General features: G+C 72.0%; 16 protein-coding genes. 11 read left to right on the top strand and 5 right to left on the bottom strand.

Features of this window, described 5'->3' with window-relative positions:
* Positions 1–16: 16 nt before the first annotated feature.
* On the top strand, positions 17–625 hold the full coding sequence (locus tag QP939_RS48440; protein ID WP_285453714.1) for a TetR/AcrR family transcriptional regulator: 609 nt from the start codon (positions 17–19) through the stop codon (positions 623–625).
* On the opposite strand, the gene QP939_RS48435 is transcribed toward QP939_RS48440, so the two are convergent.
* The gene (locus QP939_RS48435; RefSeq protein WP_285453713.1) at positions 600–1715 is read right to left on the bottom strand and encodes a hypothetical protein; all 1116 of its coding nucleotides are present in this window, start codon (positions 1713–1715) and stop codon (positions 600–602) included. The two genes, QP939_RS48440 and QP939_RS48435, sit on opposite strands and share 26 nt — an antisense overlap.
* Before the next feature lie 162 nt (positions 1716–1877).
* On the opposite strand from QP939_RS48435, the gene QP939_RS48430 reads away from it, so the two are divergent.
* Positions 1878–2246 carry a hypothetical protein gene (locus QP939_RS48430; protein ID WP_285453712.1) on the top strand — a complete coding sequence of 123 codons (369 nt, stop codon included), beginning with the start codon at positions 1878–1880 and terminating at the stop codon, positions 2244–2246.
* A 54-nt stretch (positions 2247–2300) separates the two neighbouring features.
* On the opposite strand, the gene QP939_RS48425 is transcribed toward QP939_RS48430, so the two are convergent.
* From QP939_RS48425 to QP939_RS48415, 3 genes are all read right to left on the bottom strand, one after another.
* On the bottom strand, positions 2301–4862 hold the full coding sequence (locus QP939_RS48425) for a YbhB/YbcL family Raf kinase inhibitor-like protein (RefSeq protein WP_285453711.1): 2562 nt from the start codon (positions 4860–4862) through the stop codon (positions 2301–2303).
* 344 nt (positions 4863–5206) lie between these two features.
* The gene (hemF, locus tag QP939_RS48420; protein ID WP_285453710.1) at positions 5207–6148 is read right to left on the bottom strand and encodes an oxygen-dependent coproporphyrinogen oxidase; all 942 of its coding nucleotides are present in this window, start codon (positions 6146–6148) and stop codon (positions 5207–5209) included.
* 40 nt (positions 6149–6188) lie between these two features.
* Positions 6189–6626 (bottom strand): PPOX class F420-dependent oxidoreductase, encoded by a 438-nt coding sequence (locus QP939_RS48415; protein ID WP_285453709.1) that lies wholly within the window; start codon positions 6624–6626, stop codon positions 6189–6191.
* Between the two features lie 62 nt (positions 6627–6688).
* On the opposite strand from QP939_RS48415, the gene QP939_RS48410 reads away from it, so the two are divergent.
* From QP939_RS48410 to QP939_RS48390, 5 genes are read left to right on the top strand one after another with little or no spacing between them, the layout of a single operon-like run.
* Complete coding sequence (locus QP939_RS48410) at positions 6689–8170, top strand: hypothetical protein (RefSeq protein ID WP_285453708.1); 1482 nt, start codon at positions 6689–6691, stop codon at positions 8168–8170.
* Entirely contained in the window at positions 8170–8970 is an 801-nt protein-coding gene (locus QP939_RS48405; RefSeq protein WP_003077197.1) for a hypothetical protein, read from the top strand. The genes QP939_RS48410 and QP939_RS48405 overlap by 1 nt, the downstream gene beginning before the upstream one ends.
* 11 nt (positions 8971–8981) lie before the next feature.
* Complete coding sequence (locus QP939_RS48400) at positions 8982–13442, top strand: coiled-coil domain-containing protein (protein WP_285453707.1); 4461 nt, start codon at positions 8982–8984, stop codon at positions 13440–13442.
* Between the two features lie 37 nt (positions 13443–13479).
* Entirely contained in the window at positions 13480–14268 is a 789-nt protein-coding gene (locus QP939_RS48395) for a TIGR03620 family F420-dependent LLM class oxidoreductase (RefSeq protein WP_285453706.1), read from the top strand.
* Positions 14265–14591 carry an ArsR/SmtB family transcription factor gene (locus QP939_RS48390; protein WP_285453705.1) on the top strand — a complete coding sequence of 109 codons (327 nt, stop codon included), beginning with the start codon at positions 14265–14267 and terminating at the stop codon, positions 14589–14591. Before QP939_RS48395 ends, QP939_RS48390 begins: the two co-directional genes overlap by 4 nt.
* Here the strand turns inward: QP939_RS48390 and QP939_RS48385 are convergent.
* Complete coding sequence (locus QP939_RS48385) at positions 14572–15216, bottom strand: LysE family translocator (protein ID WP_285453704.1); 645 nt, start codon at positions 15214–15216, stop codon at positions 14572–14574. The genes QP939_RS48390 and QP939_RS48385 overlap by 20 nt on opposite strands.
* A gap of 72 nt (positions 15217–15288) precedes the next feature.
* On the opposite strand from QP939_RS48385, the gene QP939_RS48380 reads away from it, so the two are divergent.
* From QP939_RS48380 to tpiA, 4 genes are all read left to right on the top strand, one after another.
* The gene (locus QP939_RS48380) at positions 15289–16470 is read left to right on the top strand and encodes a winged helix DNA-binding domain-containing protein (RefSeq protein ID WP_285453702.1); all 1182 of its coding nucleotides are present in this window, start codon (positions 15289–15291) and stop codon (positions 16468–16470) included.
* Between the two features lie 704 nt (positions 16471–17174).
* Positions 17175–18179: a type I glyceraldehyde-3-phosphate dehydrogenase gene (gene gap / locus QP939_RS48375; RefSeq protein WP_285453701.1), complete on the top strand. Its 1005-nt coding sequence runs from the start codon at positions 17175–17177 to the stop codon at positions 18177–18179.
* A 5-nt stretch (positions 18180–18184) separates the two neighbouring features.
* Positions 18185–19414 carry a phosphoglycerate kinase gene (locus tag QP939_RS48370; protein WP_285453699.1) on the top strand — a complete coding sequence of 410 codons (1230 nt, stop codon included), beginning with the start codon at positions 18185–18187 and terminating at the stop codon, positions 19412–19414.
* The gene (gene tpiA / locus QP939_RS48365; protein WP_285453698.1) at positions 19414–20199 is read left to right on the top strand and encodes a triose-phosphate isomerase; all 786 of its coding nucleotides are present in this window, start codon (positions 19414–19416) and stop codon (positions 20197–20199) included. The genes QP939_RS48370 and tpiA overlap by 1 nt, the downstream gene beginning before the upstream one ends.
* The last annotated feature ends 70 nt before the right edge of the window (positions 20200–20269 follow it).

Genomic DNA, 20269 nt, shown 5'->3' with positions numbered 1-20269 from the left:
CGGTAGGCTCTCGCGTGTGACGGAGTCAAGGGCGGTCGGGACCAAGGGGATGCCCCGCGGAGAGCGCGAGGCCCAGCTCGTCGTGGCCGGCACCGAGGAGTTCGGCCGGGCGGGCTACGCGGGCGCGTCGATGGTCGAGATCGCGCGCCGGGTCGGGGTCACGAAACCGTTGCTGTATCAGTACTTCGGCTCGAAGGACGGGCTCTACCTGGCATGCCTGCACCGCGCGGGCGACCGGCTCACCGAGGGCGTCGCGACCACCATGGCCGAAGGCGGCGAGCCCGACCAGATGCCGTTGAAGGTGCTTTCGGCGATCTTCACGACGTTCGACCACGACCGGTACGCGTGGCGCCTGCTGCGCGACCCGACCGTGCCGGCCACCGGAGACATCGCCGCCGCGGCGGCCGACTACCGGCGCCGCCTGGACGCGTTCGCCCTGCTCGGCGCGACGCAGTTGATGACCTCGCGCGGCCTGGCCGACCCGGTGGACATCGAGGCCATCGCGCAGGTCTGGACCGGCGTGGTCGATTCGCTGATCAGCTGGTGGATCGACCGGCCGGACGAGGACGCGGCGGCGATGTCGGCGCGGTGCGCGCGCATCATGGCGGGTCTGTTCGGCTGGTGAGCTCGGTGCGGGCCTCGGCGAAGAAGGCCGCCCGATCGTCGCCGAAGGTCACCGCCGCGGCCGAAAGCGCCTGACCCAGCGCTTCGGCGGGATCGGCCTTCGCCGCGGCGAAGATCGCCGGAAAGGCCATGGCCTGCTGCAACGCGTTGTCGTGGCGCCCGTCCGGCGTCCGGACCAGCGTGTGCGGCACCGCGGGATCCGACAGCAGGCGATCCCAGGCCGTCTGCCAGTCGTCGAACGGCGGCGGCAGTGGCCGGTCTTCCTCGAGCGCGCGCAGGCCGTCGGCGATCCAGCCGACGCTGTCCAGGCCGGCTCGTTCGAACGCCCGTCGCGCGACCCACCGGGCGAGCGCGCGCTGGTTTTCCGGAGGAGCCGCCACGACGGCACCGATCAGCGCGCGATCCTGTTTCGCCAGCTGCCGAAGGGTGCCCCGGAGCCGCAGGATCTCCTCGCCCGGCAGTTCGCCGTCCCATTCGCGGAGCAGCTGCTCGTCCCGCGCCTTCGCCCGCGCCTCCTCTTCGGCCCGCTGCCGCGCCTCCCAGGCCTCGGCGAGTTCCTCGGGCGTCGGCGGTGGCGGGAGCTCCCGCGCGAAGCCGTGCCAGTAGGCGGAGATCGCGCTGTGCTGCCGCACGACGGAGTCGGGCGCCGGAGCCGCGGGCCAGAACTGCAGCAGGTAACGGTCTTTCTCGGGTTGGCCGTCGAGGCGGGTGTCCTGCTCGCGGCCCGCGTCCATCGCGGTGGCGCTGTAGCGGACGCGGTAGTCACCCGGCTCCAGCTCGAGGTCCCACGAATCCCCGCCGCCCCAGGTCACGAGCATCGCGCGCCCTTCCACCCGGAACGACGCCTCGACGACGTCCTCGCCGCCGGCGTCGGGCGGCTCGCTTTCGTGCACCTCGGCGGTGAACCCGACGTGCCCGGTGTGCAGTCCGGTGATCAGGAAGAGGGTGCCCGGCACGGCGGCGCCGCACAGCCCGTTGACCTGCCCGGCGAAGCACGCCGACAGGTCGCCCTCGAAGTCCTCGCCGCCCTCGCTGTGGACGTAGATCTGTCCATAGTGGACATGAACGTCGCCGTGCACCACGGTTCGCATGCCCGCCATCTTGGCAGGGGCCACCGACAGGTTCCGCTCTGCCGCTTTTGTCCGTTCCGCAGCCACGGAGAGTGGTGGTCGTCGATTGTCTTCCCGAACGGCGTAGCGAAACCGGGCGCGTTTCCGATTAATCAGGGAAGCCATCGCGTCGAGAGGTGTCCCATGCCCGAACCAGCCGCCCCCGTCCCGGCCGACCCCGCTCTCGCCGCGCGGTTCACCGAGGACCTGCTCGACGGCTGCCGGGTCCTCGCCAGGGACTACGGCTACCGGCCGGCGCAGTTCGAGCGCATGGTGCGCGAACACGGCGGCGTCGAAGCCGCCCGCCTGCTGCTGCGCGGCGCGGGGACCGCGGGCGGGTTCACCATGCTGTGGGAGAAGAACCAGCTCGGCCGCAGCTCCGAAGCGACCATGCTGCGCGAGGAGTACGCGGAGCTGTTCACCCCCGACGAGCTGCTGCTCGCCCGGCGCCGCCTGGAGGAACACGGCTTCGACGTCGACGCCCACCTCCGCCGGATCGCCGAACCGACGTGAGGAGTGGAGCGGCGGGGGTGACCGGCGCCGCTCCGGTCACCCCCGCCGCGGCTTTCAGGCCGCCGCGCTGGACTTGCCGCGCAGCTGCACACTGGCCGTCGAGGCGCCCTTTATCGCGGTTTCGATCTGAGCCATCGACGAGGAGGACGTCAGGCCGGGGACCGTCGCGGTGTTCAGGGCGTAGAGCGTGAACGTGTACGGGTGGCTGGATCCGCCGGGGCAGGGGCCGAAGTACTTCTGCGCGTTCGCCCCGCTGCCCATGGCTTTCTGCTTCGCGCCACCCTGGTTCGGCACCGTGTACCCCGCGCCGAGCCCTTCCGGGAGAGAACGAGTGGCCGCCGGGATGTCCCAGATCGCCCAGTGCAGCTTGTTGCCGCTGTTCGCGACGTCGGCGAACACGACGGCGTAGCCCTTCGCCCCGGCCGGAGCGCCCCACGCGAGCGGCGGCGACGGGTCCTGGCCGGCGGAGCCGTCACCGGCGCAGGTGTACTTGTCCGGGATGGTGGCGTTGTCGGCGAAGGCGGAGCTGGTCAGCTTGAACTCGCCCGGCGTGGCACCGCCGGGGAACTTCAGCCGCACGATCACGTTGTCCAGCACCGACGGCGTGCCGCCGTTCTTGTCGTTGTTGGTCGAGGTCAGCCACAGCCCGCCGTCCGGCGTCTTGGTGACCGAACGCAGGCGGCCCCAGCGGCCGGAGAACAGCGTCGACACCGTGCCGACGCCGGTGCCCGCGGAGTTGATCTGCGTGGCGAACATCTGCTGCCCGGTAACGCCGGCGATGTAGATCCAGTCGTTGACGATCTCCAGCCCGCTCGGCCCGGCCTGCGACGTCGACCAGGTCTTCTTCGGGGCGATGAAGCCGCCGCAGCTGCCGATCGTGCCTTCGCAGCTGGGCCAGCCGAAGTTGCCGCCCTTCGTGATCAGGTTGAGCTCGTCCTGGCTGCTCTCGCCGAACTCGGCCGCCCACAGCTGGCCGCGGGAGTCCCAGGCCAGGCCCTGCGGGTTGCGGTGGCCGTAGCTCCAGACGTACCGGGCGTTGCCGCCGGTGGCGTAGAACGGGTTGTCGTTCGGTGCCGAGCCGTCGGCGTTGAGCCGCAGGATCTTCCCGTTGAGCGAGCTCTTGTTCTGCGCGTTGTCGCTGTTCTTCGCGTCGCCGACGGTGGCGTACAGCTTCCCGTCCGGACCGAACTTGATCCGGCCGCCGTTGTGGTACCGGTTCTTGGCGATCCCGGTGAGCACCGGCGTCGACGTCGACGACAGCGTGGTGCCGTCGTAGGTCATCTTCACGATCCGGTTGTCGCCGGAAGCCGTGTGGTACAGGTAGATCGCGTGGTCGCTCGTCCAGTTCGGCGAGATCGCCAAGCCGAGCAGGCCGCCCTCGCCGGTCGTGGTCACCGCGCCCGGCACCTTGCCCAGGGTGGTCTTCTGCCCGGACGGCGTCACCAGCACGATCTCGAACCGGTCCCGCTCGGTCACCAGCGCGTTGCCGTTCGGCAGGAAGTCGACCGACCAGCCGAGGTCGACCTTCGCGATGTCCCGGTCGTACTCGGGGATCCCGCCGCCCCCGGTCGCCGCGGTCTTGACGGTGACGGCGTTGCTGGCGGCCGAGCTGTTGCCGTCGGGGTCGCGCGCCTTGACGGTGAAGGTGTACGAGGTGTTCGGGCTCAGCCCGGTCACCGTGGTGCCGAGCGACGTCGTCGTGGCGACCTTCGTGGTGCCCTGGTAGACGTCGTAGCCCGCGACCGTGCCGCTGTTGTCCGTGGAAGCGTTCCAGGCGAGGGAAACGCTGTTGGCCGTGACACCGGTGGAGCGCAGGCTGCCCGGCACGGTGGGCGGGGTGGCGTCGTCGCTGGGCGGGGTGGTGAAGGTGACGACGTTGCTCTGCTGCGACGGGTTGCCCGCGGCGTCGAACGCGCCGACCGAGATGTCGTAGGCGGTGTTCGGGGTCAGGTTGTCGACAGTCGCGCTGGTCGTGGTCCCGTCGACGGTCTTGAGGATGTTGCCGCCGCGGTTGATCTCGTAGCGGACGACGCCGACGTTGTCCGTGGCGGCGGTCCAGGTGAAGGTGGCCGCGGTGGGGAGGACGTTGCTCGCCTTGAGGTTCGACGGCGGCGACGGCGGTTCGCTGTCGGCGGGCGCGGTGAAGGCGACGGTGAGCTTGTCGGCGTTCGGGCCGCCGTTGGCGGTGGTCGCGGTGGTGCGGACCTTGTTGACCCCGGCGGTGAGCTGGACGGTCGCGGTGGCGGTCTTCCAGGTGGTCCACGCGCCGGTGCCGGGGAAGTCGACGGTGCCCTTGTCCCCGCCGTCGACGATCAGCTTCACCGGCCGGTTGTCGGTGGTTCCGTTGGCGTAGCGGAAGGTCAGGGTGTGCGTGCCGGCTTGGGCGGCGGTCACGGAGTATTCGACATAGCTGCCGACGACGTTGTCGAAGTTGACGAATCCGGTGCCGGAGTAGCCGGCGTGGTTCGACTCGACGGCGCCCTGCGAGACGACGGCGTTCTCGGATTCGTAGTCGGTGTCCGCGGCGAAAGCGCTTACCGGGCTGAGCGCGGTGAGACCGAGGACCGCGACGGCGGTACCGGCCAGTACCGCGCGCCACGGTGGACGGGGTGCCACTGGGAGCCTCCTGCGTGGGTGGGGGACAGGGGGTGACCGGGGCGGAATGGTCGGCGGACCACCGGCGGCAATAGTTAGGAAAGTTTCCTATCTATGGGGGAGATCACACACCCTCGGGAGGGCGGTGTCAATACTCGACGCGACGGCTCACCCACTGTGTGAATGGCTTTCCCGCTCACCGGGGCGAACCCCGCCTGGACGGCGGAACCGGGACCCGCTCCGGTCCGGAAGGGGTCGCCCCAAGCGCCCCAAGGCGGCCTTGGTTGCGTCCGACGCACCGAAGGCCGCCTTGGTTGCGTCTCACGCACCGAAGGCCACATTGGGGCGCTTGGGGCGCTGGGGACTCAGCCCACTCGGGCGTCCGGCTGGGCTCCCTCGCCCGCCCAGTCGCGCGGCACCAGGAACGCGGCCAGCTCGGCCTCGGGACTCCCTGGCTCCGGCGTCAGCTCGAACTCCCAGCGCGCCAACGGCGGCAGCGCCATCAGGATCGCCTCGACGTACCCGCCGGTCTGCAGCCCGAACCGCGTCCCGCGGTCGTGGACCAAGTTGAACTCGACGTACCGGCCGCGGCGGTAGAGCTGCCACTGCCGCTCGCGGTCGCCGTGCGGGCGGTCCTTGCGGCGGCGCACGATCGGCAGGTACGCGGGCGCGATCGTGCCGATCCCGGCCGCCGCGAAGGCGGCCGCGCGGCGCCAGCCGTCCGGGCCCGGCGGGCTCAGGTGGTCGAAGAAGATGCCGCCGACGCCGCGGGTCTCGTCGCGGTGGGGCAGCCGGAAGTAGTCGTCGCACGCGCTTTTCGCCTGCGCGTGGAACGCCGGGTCGAACGTGTCGCAGTAGCCCTTCAGGACGCGGTGGAAGTGCGTCGCGTCCTCGGCGAAGCCGTAGCAGGGCGTCAAGTCCGCGCCGCCGCCGAACCAGAACGTGCCGCCGGACTCGAAGTACCGGAAGTTCGCGTGGAAGGCCGGGACGTACGGGTTGCGCGGGTGGATCACCACCGACAGCCCGGTGGCGAAGAAACCGCTCTCCGGGTCGAGCCCGTGCTGCACGGCGACCGATTCGGGCACGCGGTCGCCGTGCACGGCCGAATAGTTGACGCCGGCGCGCTCGAAGACGTCGCCGTTCTCCAGCAGCCGCGCCTGCCCGCCGCCGCCTTCCGGCCGCAGCCACGTGGAGCGCCCGAAACGGGCACCGCCGTCGAGGCGTTCCAGCTCGGCCACCAGCTCGCGCTGGCCGGAGCTCATGATCGCCTTGACGGCGTCGCGTCTGTCGTCCTCACCCGGAAGCATGACCCCCACCCCCGCGGGCGAGAGTACCAGCGAAACCGGGTCAACCGGCGATTTCGGCCCGCGCGATGACCTTGGTGATCTTCGCCCGGACGAGCGACTCCTCGGGGACGGCGTTGCGCTTGCCGTACTCCTCGGCCCGCTCGGTACCCATGTACCGGCCGCCCAGCTTGGTCGCCCACGCGAGCATGTCGTCGAAGTCGTGGGTCAGCCGCGCCTCGGCGGTGAACTGGACGTACGAATACGGTGGTTTCTGGTCGTCGACGGCAAGGGAAATGCGGCCGTCGCGGGCGATGGCCTTGCCTTTCAGCGTCTCCGTGCCCGTCGTGAAGATCAGCTCGTCGCCGTCCGGGCCCTCGTTCAGCAGGAACCACACCGGGGTCACGATCGGGGCGCCGTTGGCTCGGACCAGCCCGAGCATGCCCGTCCGGGTCCCCTCCGAGCAGAACTGCCACCACTCTTCACGGCTCATCTCACGCATGCGGGGGACGTTAACCTGTCACCCGCGCGTGCGCAGAGGGTGGCCGACTAGCCTGGCCTGCTGTGCGAGACGACGACACCGGGGGGCCGGGCCTGGCCGACGAGGGGCTGACGCGCCGCCTCAAGGCGCTGGCCTGCACCGCGCCGCTCCACGACCTGGACGCGCGCAAGGCGCTGCTCGACTGGGCCGACTGCACGATCTACCAGATGGCGGAGATCGCGCTGCACACGATCGACCAGGTCACCATCGCCATGGACTTCGACACCGGCGCCGGCCACGACGAGGTCATCGACCGGCTGCTGCCCTTCATCGCGCAGCAGGCACCGTCGCGGATGCCCGAGGAGCACGTCCGCGTCGCCAAGTGGGTGCTGGACAACCTGATCAACGTCGGCACCACCGACCGCGGCTTCCGGCGCGTCTACGGCTCGATCGGCCCCGCCGGCTACCAGCGGCGTCAGTTCGACTTCAAGCTGCTCGTCGAGCTGGCCGCCCCGGACGGCGAGGTGTACCTGCGCGCCACCGACGAGGCCATCAACGTCCTCGTCGGCGCCCTCGACACCGACGTCGAGTCCGCGCAGATCGCCGCCGAGGTCAAGCTCGAGAACCTGATCAACCGCGGTCGCCTCGCCGACGCGAAGCTCGCGGCCGAGCAGGCGCGCTACCGGACCGTCCAATACGGCGAGACGCTGCGCGCGAAGCTCGACGCCACCCGCCGCGACGTCCGGTCGGTCGACTGGGAACGCGAGGTGCCCGAGCTGCTGGACAGCGCGCTCAGCCACATCGAGGCCCGCTTCCGCGCCGAGAACGCCATCCTCAAGAACATCACCACCGCCCGCGACGAGACCGAGGACCTCGACAAGAAGCGCCGCGCCGCCGAGCTCGTCGACATCGTCGGCGACTGCATCCGCCGCCACACCCGCCTGCAGTCCCGGCTCGCCGACGCGGGCGCCGTCTTCCGCGCCGAGCAGGACCGCCAGCAGTTCTCCGGCCCGCCCCAGCGCGCCACCCTCGACCTGTTCGGCCAGCTCCTCGTCCCGACGCTCGGCCTGCCGCTGGCCGACGCCGTCGCCCCGGCCGAGCACTTCTTCCACGCCGTCGCGGGCATCACCGCGCCCGTCGTGCCGTCCCTGTCGAGCCTGGTTTCGCTGCTCCTGCGCCCGGCACCCGAACGTGACCAGCTCGTCGGCGAGGTCCCCGAGCCGGAGCTGATGCCCGCCGAGGTCACCGACAAGTTCGGCGACGACGTCTGGCGCGCGGCCGACGAGCTCCTCGACCTGCCCGAGGTGCCGCGGCGGCTCTCCGGCCTGCTCGAAGAGGCTCGCCGCAGCCGTCAGCCCGGGTTGGCCGCCCTGGTCGCGCTGCGCGCCGTCCACGCCTACAGTCCCGGGGTCGGCGCGGCCCGCCGCCAGGGCGACCGGCAGGTCCTGCTGGCCGTCGACGACGGCATGCTCCTGGACGACCCGGAGTTCGGCGGCGCCGACCTGCTGCTGTCCACGGCCGCCGTCGAGCGCGCCGACGAAGAGGAAAACGAGGAGGTCGCGTAATGGCGCTGTCCCACAGCAGCGTGGACGCCGAGGCCGCGGCCCGGCTGGTCGCCTTCGGCATGCGGCCCAAGCAGCTCCCGGCCCGCGACGTCGTCTACGGCGACCTCGTCCGCCGCTACGGCGAGGACAACGCGTTCAAGGCCCTCACCCACGCCGTCGCCGCCGGGCTCGGCCTCATGGTCCTCGAGGTCAACCAGCAGGCCGGCGCGGTCCTCGCCGCGACCGACGAGTCCGTCTTCGAGATCAAGATGGACTCCTACGCGCGCCAGGCCAAGATCCGCGAGCGCCGCGAGACCGAGAAGGTCCTGCACGGCCTGATCCACCTCGCCACCGCCGCGCTCGGCTACCCGCGTCCCGACGACCTGGCCAACGACACCTACATCGGCCGCGTGAGCGTCGAACAGGTCGACGCGATGGTCCGCGAAGCCGCCCGCATGCTCGACGAGCGCGCCGCGGCGGCCGAGGCCAACAACGACCCCCTGGCCGACGCGCCCGAGCTCGAACAGGCCTGGCGCGCCTACGCCCGCCGTCCCGCGGCGGCCGCCACCAAGGACGGCCGCCTGGCCGCCGACACCACCCGCGGCATGGTCAGCCGCGCCCTGCGCTTCCTCGCCGACCAGGGCTTCCTGGTCCCGGTGAGCGACGAGCAGGGCGGCACCTACCGGACCACGCCGCGCTACCAGATCCAGGTCCGCGAGCTCGCCGCGGACGCCGCGTTCGACGACCTGCTCGCGCTCGACGTCGTCGCGGTCGCGAACGCCGGGGGCACGCTGCGCGCGGCGGCCTCGGACACGCTTTAAGAGGGGATTCGATGTACGAGCTTTCGCGGGTCCGCCTGCACTCGGTGGGCCCGGCGGGTGCCCGCTACCAGGACGTCGTGCTCGACTTCAGCGGCGTCGGCGCCAAGATCACCGCGCCCCAGCAGGACGCGCTGTTCAGCGCGGGCATCCACGCGACCGGGCCGGCCGAGCTGCGCCGCCCGTCGCCGGCGAGCGTGCTGTTCCTCGAGAACGGCGGCGGCAAGTCCGTGCTCATCAAGCTGATCTTCTCGGTGATGCTGCCCGGGCGGCGCCAGGTCGTCGGCACCACGAGCACCAAGGTGCTGGAGAAGTTCGTCGCCGCCAAGGACGTTTCGCACGTCGTGCTGGAGTGGCTGCACGTCGAGAGCGGGCACCGGATCATCACCGGCAAGGTCTCCGAGTGGCGCGGGCACGTCGTCTCCGCGGATTCCGAGAACCTCGTCGACTCCTGGTACTGCTTCCGCCCGACCGCGGCGCTGGGCCTGGACTCCCTGCCGATGACGCAGGATTCGCGGCTGCTCACCATGTCCGGCTTCCACGACAAGCTCGCCGCCGCGCAGCTGGCCGAGCCCGAGCTGGAGCTGTTCTGGACCCGCCGCCACCACGAGTGGACCGGCCGCCTCGACGGCCTCGGCCTCGACACCGAGCTGTTCCGCTACCAGCGCGCGATGAACGCCGGCGAAGGCGAGGCGGCGGACGCGTTCGCCTTCGGCACCGACGACGCGTTCGTCGAGTTCCTGCTGCGCGCGGTGATCTCCGAAGAGGAGCCGAAGGACCTCGCCGAGGTCGTCGCCACCTACGCGCACAACCTCGCCCAGCGCGGGGACCTGTTGTCCGAGCGGGACTTCGTCGCGGGCGCGCTCGACCTGCTGGGCCCGCTGGCCGCCGAGGAAGGCGTGGCCGCGGAGTCCCGGAAGATAGCTGAATCAGCGAAGGCCGACATGGCCGAGCTGGCCGGGCGGGTCGTCGCGCGCAACGAGCTGGAGAACGCGCGGCTGTCCGGGCTCGAGGAGCACGTCGCCGAGGTCAAGTCCGCCGAGAAGCTCGCCGAGGGCGACCACCGGCGGCTCGCCGCGGCCGTCACCGAGCTGCGGCGCCTGGTCGCCGTGCTGCGGCTGGACGAAGCCCAGGAAGTCCGCAAGCGCGTCGACGCCGAGCTGGCCGAGGCGAAGACCGAAGCCGAGGCCTGGCGCGAGACGGCGACCGTGCTCAACCAGCTGAACGCCGCCCGCAAGGCGAAGGACCTGCGCGAGCTCGTCGGCAGCCGCGAGGAGAAGGCGCGCCCGGCGTTGCAGGCGCGCAACGACGCGGCGGCCGCTCTCGCGCGCGGGTTGCACGCCCTGGCGCAGGACGCCCAGCGTCAGGCTGACAAGGCCGAAGCGCACGCAGGTGCGTTGCGTGCCGAAGCGGAGAAGGCGCAGACCGAGCGCGACGAAGCCGCGAACCTCGCGGCCGCGCGGCGAGCCGAAGCGCGGGGCCTCACCACGCGGATCACCGAGCTGCGCGAAGAGGTCCAAGCCGCCGTACGCGCGGGGTTGCTGCCCTCGGGCGCCGACGTCGCCGAAGCCTCCCGCGCCGCCCGAAGCGCGGCCGAAGCCGCCTCCGCCGAGCTGACCCGGCGCGAGCAGGAGCTGGACCGCGTCGCGGCGGATCTTCAAGCGGCGCAACGGGCCGTGAACGAGGCGCACCAGCTCGCGGGCACCACGCAGGACCGCCTCGAACGCGCCACCGAGGACCTCGACCGCGCCCACCGCCGCACCGACGCGCTCGCCGCCGAGGGCCGTCTCGTCGAGCTGCTCGGCGCCGACGACGTCAACCTCGAAAGCGACCTGCCGGTGTTGCTGGAACGGCTGCGCGAGGCGAGCGCCGCAGTCGAGAAGGAGCAGACCGCGCTGCGGATGGAGGAGTCCACCGACGAACGGGCGCTGGCCGCGCTCGGCTCGGGCGGGCTGCTGCCGCCGCCGGAGGACGTCCAGGCCGCTCTCGACGCCTTGGAGGAAGCCGGGATCACCGCGTGGTCCGGCTGGCGTTATCTGTCCAAACTGGACGCTTCGCGGCGCGCCGAGGTGCTGGAAACCCTGCCGCAGCTGGTTTCCGGCGTCCTGCTGAACGACGCCGCGCACGCCGATCGCGCCCGCGAGGTCCTGACGAAGCGGCGGCTGCTGCCGAGCGCGATCATCGCCGTCGGCACGACCGAGGCCCTGCAGGCCGAGGTGCCCGCCGCGCCCGGCGTCGAGTTCCTCGTGCCGCCGAACCCCGCGATGTACGACGAAGAAGCCGCCGACGCCGAGCGGGAAGCCGTGGCGCGGCGGCACACCGAGCGGCAGCGGCGGCTGGAAGCGTTGGCCGCCAAGCTGTCCGCGGACGGCGCGTTGACGTGGAAGCTCACCACCTGGCGCGAGGACTACCCGCCCGGCGCCATCGCGACCCTGGCCGAGCAGGCGCAGGCAGCCCGCACCGCGCGCGAGACCGCCCGGACGGCGCTGGCGCAGGCCGAGGCGGAGTTCGCGCGGTTGAGCGAAAAGACCGCGTCCCTGCGAGAGCGTGTGCCCGAGTTGCGGGCGGCCGCGGCCGAGGCCGAGGAGAAGGCCCGGCGGCTCGGCGAGCTGGGCGCCCGCAGCGCCCGGATCGCGGAGTGGACCGAGGAGGTCGAGCGCGCCACCGAGATCGCGGAGCGGGCGGACCTGCAGGCGTCCGACGCGGCGGGCAAGGCCGCGCGGCTGCGCGAGCAGGCGGGGGAGGAGCAGCGCACCGCCGACGGCCACCGTCGGACCGCGACCACCGCGCGCGCCGAGCTGGCCGAAGTGCCGGGCGCGGCCGAAGCCGCCGAAGGCCCGGCGCCGACCGAACCGGTCGACGCCCTGCGCCGGACGTACGCGTCGGCGTCGGAGGCGTACGCGAAGGTCGAGGTCGGCAGCGACCTGCGCGGCGAGCTGGAGCAGGCCGAAGCCGCCGAGGCGGCCGCGGCGTCGGCGGTGGAGTCGCTGGACGAAGCCGTCCGCGCCCGGGCGGCCGAACTCCTCGAGACGCCCGATGGTTCCGACGCTTCGGCTCGCGCGGCGGCGTTGGCACGCGCCCGCCGCGTCGTCGACGGCCTGGAAGACGAGCGCACGGAAGCGATCGGGCTCGTCTCGACCCGGCGGGCCGAGCTGGACGCGCTGCCGCTGCAGAACGGCGCCACCGGCGAGAAGCCGCGCGACATCGAACACGGCCTGGAGCTGATCGACGCGGCCGGGCTGGAGGCGTCGGCGGCCGCGCGGAAGTGGGAAGAGCTGCAGGAACGCCGGGCGGCGGCGGAAGCGACGCTGGAGTCGGCGCGCAGTTCCGCCTCGGGCTTCTCGCTGCTAGCCGAGTCGATGGCGCACCTGGTGACCGACACCGACGCTGTGGCCTACGACGGCGACGTCGACACCGCGCGGGCCCAGCACACCCGGCTGAACGCGACGTTCACCGAGGCGCAGGAAGCCGCGGACGCGGGCGACCGGCGGGTGCGCGCGGCCGCGGACCAGCTCGCGCAGTACGCGACGGAGAAGCGGTTCGAGAAGCTGAGCACGCCGGTGCGCCAGCAGGTCATCTCGGTCAAGCGCGACCAGCTCCCGGCGCACGCGGCGGAGTGGGCGGAGGCCCTGCGGCCCCGGCTGCGGTCCCTCACCGACGACCTCGCGCAGATCGACCGCCACCGCGGCGGCATCATCACGCGGCTGCAGGGCATGGTCGACGGCGCGCTCCGGACGTTGCGCTCGGCCCAGCGCGTCTCGCGGCTGCCGGACGGGCTCGGCGACTGGTCCGGGCAGGAGTTCCTCCGCATCCGATTCACCGAGCTGGAGGACAACGCGCTCACCGAGAAGCTCGGCGAGGTCGTCGACGAGGCCGCGGTGGGCAGGACCGCCGACGGCCGCGACGTCAAGCGCGACGGGCTTTCCCTGGTGCTGCGCGGAGTCCGGGCCGCGGCGCCCAAGGGATTCCGCGTCGACATGCTCAAGCCGGACTCGGTGCTGCGGACCGAACGCCAGCGCGTCTCGGAGATCCGCGACGTGTTCTCCGGCGGCCAGCAGCTGACCGCGGCGATCATCCTGTACTGCACGCTGGCCGCGTTGCGGGCGAACAACCGCGGCAAGGTCCGCAACCGGCACTCGGGCGTCCTGTTCCTCGACAACCCGATCGGCCGCGCGTCGGCGGGCTACCTGCTGGAGCTGCAGCGGGCGGTGGCCGAGGCCCTGGGCGTGCAGCTGATCTACACGACGGGGCTGTTCGACGCGGGCGCGCTGTCGGAGTTCCCGCTGATCGTGCGGCTGCGCAACGACGCCGACCTGCGGGCGGGCCGCAAGTACCTGTCAGTCGACTCGACGATCCGCAACTCCCTGGAGGACCTGGGCGAACCCGACGGCGTCGCACGGCTTTCGGCGACCCGGATGTTCACCCGGCCCGCCGAACATCCCGCCGATTCCGCTGAGGACGAACAGACCGCTTGACGGGAACATCCGCCCGGGTTCCGTGGTTGCCCGGCGCATGACGAACCTGGGGGCGCTGGGCGCCACGCTGAACACGACCGGTCCGGAGACCGTGGCGGCCGCCGCCGAGCTGGAGGAGCTGGGGTACGCCGCGCTCTGGCTGCCGGGCGGGCAGGGCAGCAACCTGCCGCTGATCACCGACGTCGTGCACGGGACGGCGAAGATCCCGGTGGCCAGCGGCATCCTCCCGGTCGACCGGGTGCCCGCCGCCGACGTGGCCCGGGCGTACTCCGACCTGCCCGCCGGCCGGTTCGTCGTCGGTCTCGGCGGCGCCCACGGCGCGCGGCCGCTGGCCACGCTGAACGACTACCTCGACGAACTCGACGACACCGTCCCCGCCTCCGCGCGGATTCTTTCCGCGCTGGGCCCGAAGATGCTGGAGCTGGCGCGGGACCGCGCGGCGGGTGCGTACCCGTACCTGGTGACGACGGACTACGTCGCTTCGGCGCGCGAGATCCTCGGTACCGGACGGCAGCTGGTGGTGCTGCTGAGCGTCGTCCCGGAGCCCGACGCGGCGACGGCTCGTGAGCGCGCTCGGGGCGGCTCGCTGGGCTTCCTGGCCGGGATGCCGGGCTACGCGAACAACTTCCGCCGCATGGGCTTCACCGACGCCGACATCGCGGACCTCTCGGACCGCTTGGTCGACGCCCTCACCGTGCGCGGCGACCTCGACGCGGTCGTGGCCCGCCTGCGCGAGTACCGGGCGGCGGGCACGGACCAGGTCGTCGTCCCGGCCGGTGACCTGCCCCGCGAGTGGTGGCCGGCGCTGGCGGAGGCCCTGCGGTGACCTCCGCGCGGGCCCGCGGGCTGACCCACGGCGTCCCGGCGGAGGTGTCCCTGCAGGACGCCCTCGCCGCGGTCGGCGACCCGGTGCGCCGCAGCATCCTGCGCTCGCTCGCCGAAGTGCCGGAGTGGACGAAGGCGTGCGGCACGTTCGACCTGCCGGTCGCGAAGGCGACACTCAGCCACCACTTCTCGGTACTGCGCGCGGCGGGCCTGATCGAGCAGCGCGACGAGGGCCCGCGGCGGCTGAACCGCTTGCGGCGCCCCGAATTCGACGCGGCGTTCCCGGGCCTGCTCGACCTGGTGCTCAGTCACCCCGGCCGGTGAAGGCCAGCCCGGTGCCGAGGCCGATCATGACGAGGCCGCCGGTGCCGCCGACCATCTCCAGCCGCCGCGGCGAGCGCGCGAACCACGCGCGGGCGGTGCCCGCGACCAGCGCCCACGCGCTGTCGGTGGCCAGCGCGATCGCGGGCAGGCAGAGCCCGAGGACCAGCATCTGCGCGGCCACCGACCCGGCGACCGGGTCGACGAACTGGGGGAGCAGGGCGGCCAGGAACACGATCGACTTCGGGTTCGCGAAGCCGACGACGAAGCCGTCGCGCAGCACGGTGAGCACCCGGCCCGGCGTCGCGCGGACTTTCGCGGCCATGGCGTCGGTGAGCTTCCGGCGGTGCCGCACGGCCTGGATCCCCAGGTACACCAGGTAAAGCGCACCGGCGACCTTGATCGCGGTGAACACCGTGGCCGAGGTCGTCACGAGCGCGCCGAGCCCGAAGGCGACCGCGACGACCTGCGTGTAGACGCCGACGGAGTTGCCCACCACGGTGAGCAGGGCGTCGCGCCGCCCGACGGTGAGCGCGCGGCTGATCGTGAACAGCACGCTCGGTCCGGGGACGACGACCATGAGGAACGTCAGGGCGGCGAAGGCCGCGAGGTGCGCACCGGAGACCATCCGCCGAGGCTAACCCCGGGTGGTCCGGGACGACCAGGCGTTTTTGTCGGTGCCGGGTGGTAGGAAAAACGGGTGCTTCCGAAGATCAGCGCCGAGCAGCGCCGGGCCCGCCTCGCCGTCCGCCACCACCTGGCCGCACCCGCGACGACGGTGGCGGACGCGGTGGCCGGGGTCGTCGCGCTGCACGCGACCGACCCGGCGACCGTCCACCTCTCCGCGTCCGCGCGGCTCGGTTCACCCGCGGTCGCGTCCGTGGAGCAGGCCCTCTACGACGAACGCAGTCTGGTGCGGCTGCTGGGGATGCGCCGCACGGTGTTCGTCACGGACCTGGCCACGGCGGCGCTCGTGCAGGCGGGGTGCTCGGCCGACATCGCGGTGAAGCAGCGGAAGCTCCTGGAGCAGCACCTCGGCACGCAGGGCTACCCGGAGAACGTGCCGGAGCCGGGGAAGTGGCTGGCGGAGGTGGAGGACGCGGTCGAGGCGGCGCTGCGGGCCCGGGGGTCGGCGACGGCCCAGCAGCTGAGCGAGGACGAGCCCCGGCTGCGCCAGCAGCTCCGGATGGCGGCGGGCAAGCCGTACGAGGCGATCGGCAACGTGACGAGCCGGGTGCTGTTCCTCCTGGCGGCGGACGGCCGGATCATGCGGGGGCGTCCACGCGGGAGCTGGCTCAGCAGCCAGTACGTCTGGCACCCGCTGGATTCGTGGATCCCGGGCGGGCTCGCGGTGCTGGGCGCGGAGGAGGCGCGGGTGGAGCTGGCCCGGCGTTGGCTGCGCGCGTACGGCCCGGCGCCGGTGTCCGACCTGCGCTGGTGGACGGGTTGGACGGCGGGACAGACGAAGAAGGCACTGGCGGCCTTGGGGCCGGTGGAGGTCGATCTCGACGGAGTGCCGGGCGTGGCGCTGGCGGACGACCTCGCGCCGGTGCCCGCGCCACCACCGTGGGTGGCGTTCCTGCCGGGCCTGGACCCGACCCCGATGGGCTGGCAGGACCGCGACTGGTTCCTCGGCCCCCACCGGGCGGCGTTGTTCGACCGCAGCGGCAACATCGGCCCGACGGTGTGGTCGTCCGGCCGGGTCGTCGGCGGATGGGCCCAACGCGCGTCGGGGGAGGTGGTTTTCCGGCTGCTGGAGGACGTCGGAGCGGAGGCTCGGGCGCAGGTCGAGGCGGCGGCGGAGCGGTGCGCGGAGTGGTTCGGCGAGATCCGGGCGACGCCGCGGTTCCGCACGCCGTTGGAACGCGAGCTGGCTGGCTGAGCCCGCGCGGCACGGCCTTCACCGGGTTGTCGGCGGGTGGGTCTCGGGGCGGCGGGCGAGGTCGCGAATGGGTCATTGGGGACCGTGGGCGGCGGGCGACGTCGCGAATGAGTCATTGGGGACCGCGGAGGTCGCGAATGAGTCATTGGCGGCGTGCGGGAGCCGTCGCGGCTGACTCTCGGGCGGCGAGCGGAGGTCTTGAATGAGTCATTCAAGACCTCCGAAGACCTGAATGAGTCATTCAGGACCCCGCCGGGCCCGAGTGTGCCCTTCGCGGCACCACCCGCCGAGGTCCCGACCGGCTGATCCCCGCTCCCTGGATCGGTCGAGTCATCGACCTCACGCCCGTCCGGAACCCCACCGCGCGCGCCTCCGAAACACCCGTCGAAGCCGCCGAAATCGCGCGCCGGGCTGAATCGGTCAAGTGGCCGTCGTCGGATCCCGACCCGATGGCGGCCGCACCCGCCACTTCCAGCCGGAACCGGTCCCGAGACCCCGAACCTGACCCTCGCCTGGTCCGCCGTGGTCCACCCCGGAAACCCGCCCCGCGACCGCCCGGCTTCTTAATCGATTCTTGACCCGTTCGCCAAGTGGTGGAAGTCTCGTCAGGGCAGTCAGGGACGCGCGTGCCCGCACGCTAGGGTGACCGCGAGCCCGCAAGTCACGGCCGGGGGTCCCGGCCGATCCTCAGAGGAGTGGCAGCAGTGACCGTTCGCGTAGGTGTCAACGGCTTCGGCCGCATCGGCCGCAACTTCTTCCGCGCCGTGCAGGCCAGCGGCCACGACATCGAGGTCGTCGCCTTCAACGACCTCGGCGACGTCGCCACGATGGCCCACCTGCTGAAGTACGACTCCATCCTGGGCCGGTTCCCGGGTGAGGTCAGCGTCAGCGACGAGGGCATCGTCGTCGACGGCAAGACCATCAAGGCCCTCGCCGAGCGCGACCCGGCCAACCTGCCCTGGGGCGAGCTGAACGTCGACGTCGTCCTCGAGTCGACCGGCTTCTTCACCAACGCCGACGCCGCCAAGGCGCACATCGCCGGCGGCGCCAAGAAGGTCATCATCTCCGCGCCCGCCAAGGGCGAGGACCTGACCGTGGTGCTCGGCGTCAACGACGACAAGTACGACGGTTCGCAGGTCATAATCTCGAACGCCTCCTGCACCACCAACTGCCTCGGCCCGCTGGCCAAGGTCCTCAACGACGCCTTCGGCATCGAGCAGGGCCTGATGACCACGGTCCACGCCTACACGCAGGACCAGAACCTGCAGGACGCCCCGCACAAGGACCTGCGCCGCGCCCGCGCCGCCGCCCTGAACGTCGTCCCGACCTCGACCGGCGCCGCCAAGGCCATCGGCCTCGTCCTGCCGGAGCTGCAGGGCAAGCTGGACGGCTACGCGCTGCGCGTCCCGATCCCGACCGGCTCGGCGACCGACCTCACCGTGACGCTCTCCAAGGCCGCCACGGTCGAGGAGATCAACGCCGCCTACAAGGCCGCCGCCGAGGGCCCCCTCGCGGGCATCCTGCGCTACTCGGACGACCCGATCGTCTCGGCCGACATCGTCACCGACCCGGCGTCCTGCATCTACGACGCGCCGCTGACCAAGGTCATCGGCAACCAGGTCAAGGTCGTCGGCTGGTACGACAACGAGTGGGGCTACTCCAACCGCCTCGCCGACCTGGTCAAGCTCGTCGGTTCGAAGCTGTCCTGAACCCGATGAGCGTCAAGAACCTCGACGACCTGCTGGGCGAGGGCGTTCAGGGCCGCTACGTGCTGGTGCGCAGCGACCTGAACGTCCCGCTCGACGGGGACCGCATCACCGACGACGGCCGGGTCCGCGCCGCGCTGCCGACGATCAAGAAGCTCGCCGACGCGGGCGCGAAGGTCGTCGTCACCGCGCACCTCGGCCGCCCCAAGGGCGAGCCGGACCCGAAGTACACCCTCGCGCCCGTCGCCAAGCGGCTCTCCGAGCTGCTCGGCGCCGAGGTCGCGCTGGCCGGTGACCTGGTCGGCGAGTCCGCGAAGGCGCTGACCGGCGGCCTGGCCGAGGGTGGCGTCGTCCTGCTGGAGAACGTGCGCTTCGACGCGCGCGAGACGAGCAAGGACGCGGTGGACCGCTCCGAGCTGGCCGCCGAGCTGGGCGCGCTCGTCCCGGGCGGCGCGTTCGTCTCCGACGGCTTCGGCGTCGTCCACCGCAAGCAGGCCTCGGTCTACGAGGTCGCGTCGGTGCTGCCGGCGTACGCGGGCGGGCTGGTGCTGGCCGAGCTGGACGTGCTGAAGAAGCTGACCGACGACGTGCAGCGGCCCTACGTGGTCGTGCTCGGCGGCGCGAAGGTGTCCGACAAGCTCGGCGTCATCGCGAACCTGCTGACCAAGGTCGACCGGCTGCTCATCGGCGGCGGCATGGCGTACACCTTCCTCAAGGCCCAGGGCCACGAGGTCGGCCAGTCGCTGCTGCAGGAAGACCAGCTCGACCAGGTCAAGGGCTTCCTGGCCGAGGCCGAGAAGCGCGGCGTCGAACTGGTGCTGCCGGTCGACGTGCTGGCCGCGACGGAGTTCTCGGCCGACGCCGAGCACGAGGTCGTCGACGCCACCGCCATCCCGGCCGACCGCCAGGGCCTCGACATCGGCCCGCGCAGCCGCGAGCTGTTCGCGGGCAAGCTGGCCGACGCCAAGACGGTGTTCTGGAACGGCCCGATGGGCGTGTTCGAGTTCGAGGCCTTCTCCGGTGGCACGCGTGCCGTCGCGGAGGCGCTCGTGAAGAGCGACGCGTTCACGGTGGTCGGCGGCGGCGACTCGGCGGCCGCGGTGCGGCAGCTGGGCCTGCCCGAGGACGGCTTCTCGCACATCTCCACCGGCGGCGGTGCCTCGCTGGAGTACCTCGAAGGCAAGGAACTGCCGGGCGTCTCTGCCCTTGAAAGCGTCGCCCTGGAGGAGAAGAACTAGTGGCACGCAAGCCGTTCATCGCCGGCAACTGGAAGATGAACCTGAACCACCTCGAGGCGATCGCGCTGGTGCAGAAGATCGCCTTCGCGCTGCCGGAGAAGTACTACGCGAAGGTCGACGTGGCGGTGCTGCCGCCGTTCACCGACATCCGCAGCGTGCAGACCCTGGTCGACGGCGACAAGCTTTCGCTGACCTACGGCGCGCAGGACCTGTCGCCGCACGACTCCGGTGCCTACACCGGGGACGTGTCGGGGGCGATGCTGGCGAAGCTGGGCTGCAGCTACGTCACGGTCGGGCACTCGGAGCGCCGCGAGTACCACGGCGAGTCCGACGAGCTGGTCAACAAGAAGGTCAAGGCCGCGCTCAAGCACGGCATCACGCCCATCCTCTGCGTCGGGGAGAAGCTCGAGGTCCGCGAGGCCGGCGAGCACCTCCACCACACCACGGCGCAGCTGATGGAGGGCCTCAAGGGCCTCAAGGCCGAGCAGGTCAAGGACGTGGTGGTCGCGTACGAGCCGGTCTGGGCGATCGGCACCGGCAAGGTGGCGTCGTCGTCGGACGCCGAAGAGGTCTGCCGGGAGATCCGGGTCCCGCTCCGCGAGAAGTACGGCGAAGAGGTCGCTTCGTCCGTCCGGGTGCTCTACGGGGGTTCGGTGAAGTCGGGCAACATCAGCGAGCTGGTGGCCGCCACCAACATCGACGGTGCCCTGGTCGGCGGAGCGAGCCTCGACGCGGACGAGTTCACGAAACTCTGCGCACTCGCCGCGGGCGGGCCGCTGCCCTGATCGAGGCCACGACCGGGTAGCCTGTGTATCCGGTCCGTCACACAGCAGTGGACGAGTCCAGGGGTACGGT

The organism is Amycolatopsis nalaikhensis, from assembly GCF_030264295.1.
Taxonomy (GTDB): Bacteria; Actinomycetota; Actinomycetes; order Mycobacteriales; family Pseudonocardiaceae; genus Amycolatopsis; species Amycolatopsis nalaikhensis.
This window is presented reverse-complemented; position numbering and strand designations above follow the sequence as displayed.

Excerpts from the sequence above, each read along its gene's own strand:
- QP939_RS48435 (WP_285453713.1), bottom strand. The coding sequence starts at position 1,715 with ATGCGAACCGTGGTGCACGGCGACGTTCATGTCCACTATGGACAGATC.
- QP939_RS48430 (WP_285453712.1), top strand. The coding sequence starts at position 1,878 with ATGCCCGAACCAGCCGCCCCCGTCCCGGCCGACCCCGCTCTCGCCGCG.
- hemF (WP_285453710.1), bottom strand. The coding sequence starts at position 6,148 with ATGCTTCCGGGTGAGGACGACAGACGCGACGCCGTCAAGGCGATCATG.
- QP939_RS48415 (WP_285453709.1), bottom strand. The coding sequence starts at position 6,626 with ATGCGTGAGATGAGCCGTGAAGAGTGGTGGCAGTTCTGCTCGGAGGGG.
- QP939_RS48405 (WP_003077197.1), top strand. The coding sequence starts at position 8,170 with ATGGCGCTGTCCCACAGCAGCGTGGACGCCGAGGCCGCGGCCCGGCTG.
- QP939_RS48400 (WP_285453707.1), top strand. The coding sequence starts at position 8,982 with ATGTACGAGCTTTCGCGGGTCCGCCTGCACTCGGTGGGCCCGGCGGGT.
- QP939_RS48395 (WP_285453706.1), top strand. The coding sequence starts at position 13,480 with ATGACGAACCTGGGGGCGCTGGGCGCCACGCTGAACACGACCGGTCCG.
- QP939_RS48385 (WP_285453704.1), bottom strand. The coding sequence starts at position 15,216 with ATGGTCTCCGGTGCGCACCTCGCGGCCTTCGCCGCCCTGACGTTCCTC.
- QP939_RS48370 (WP_285453699.1), top strand. The coding sequence starts at position 18,185 with ATGAGCGTCAAGAACCTCGACGACCTGCTGGGCGAGGGCGTTCAGGGC.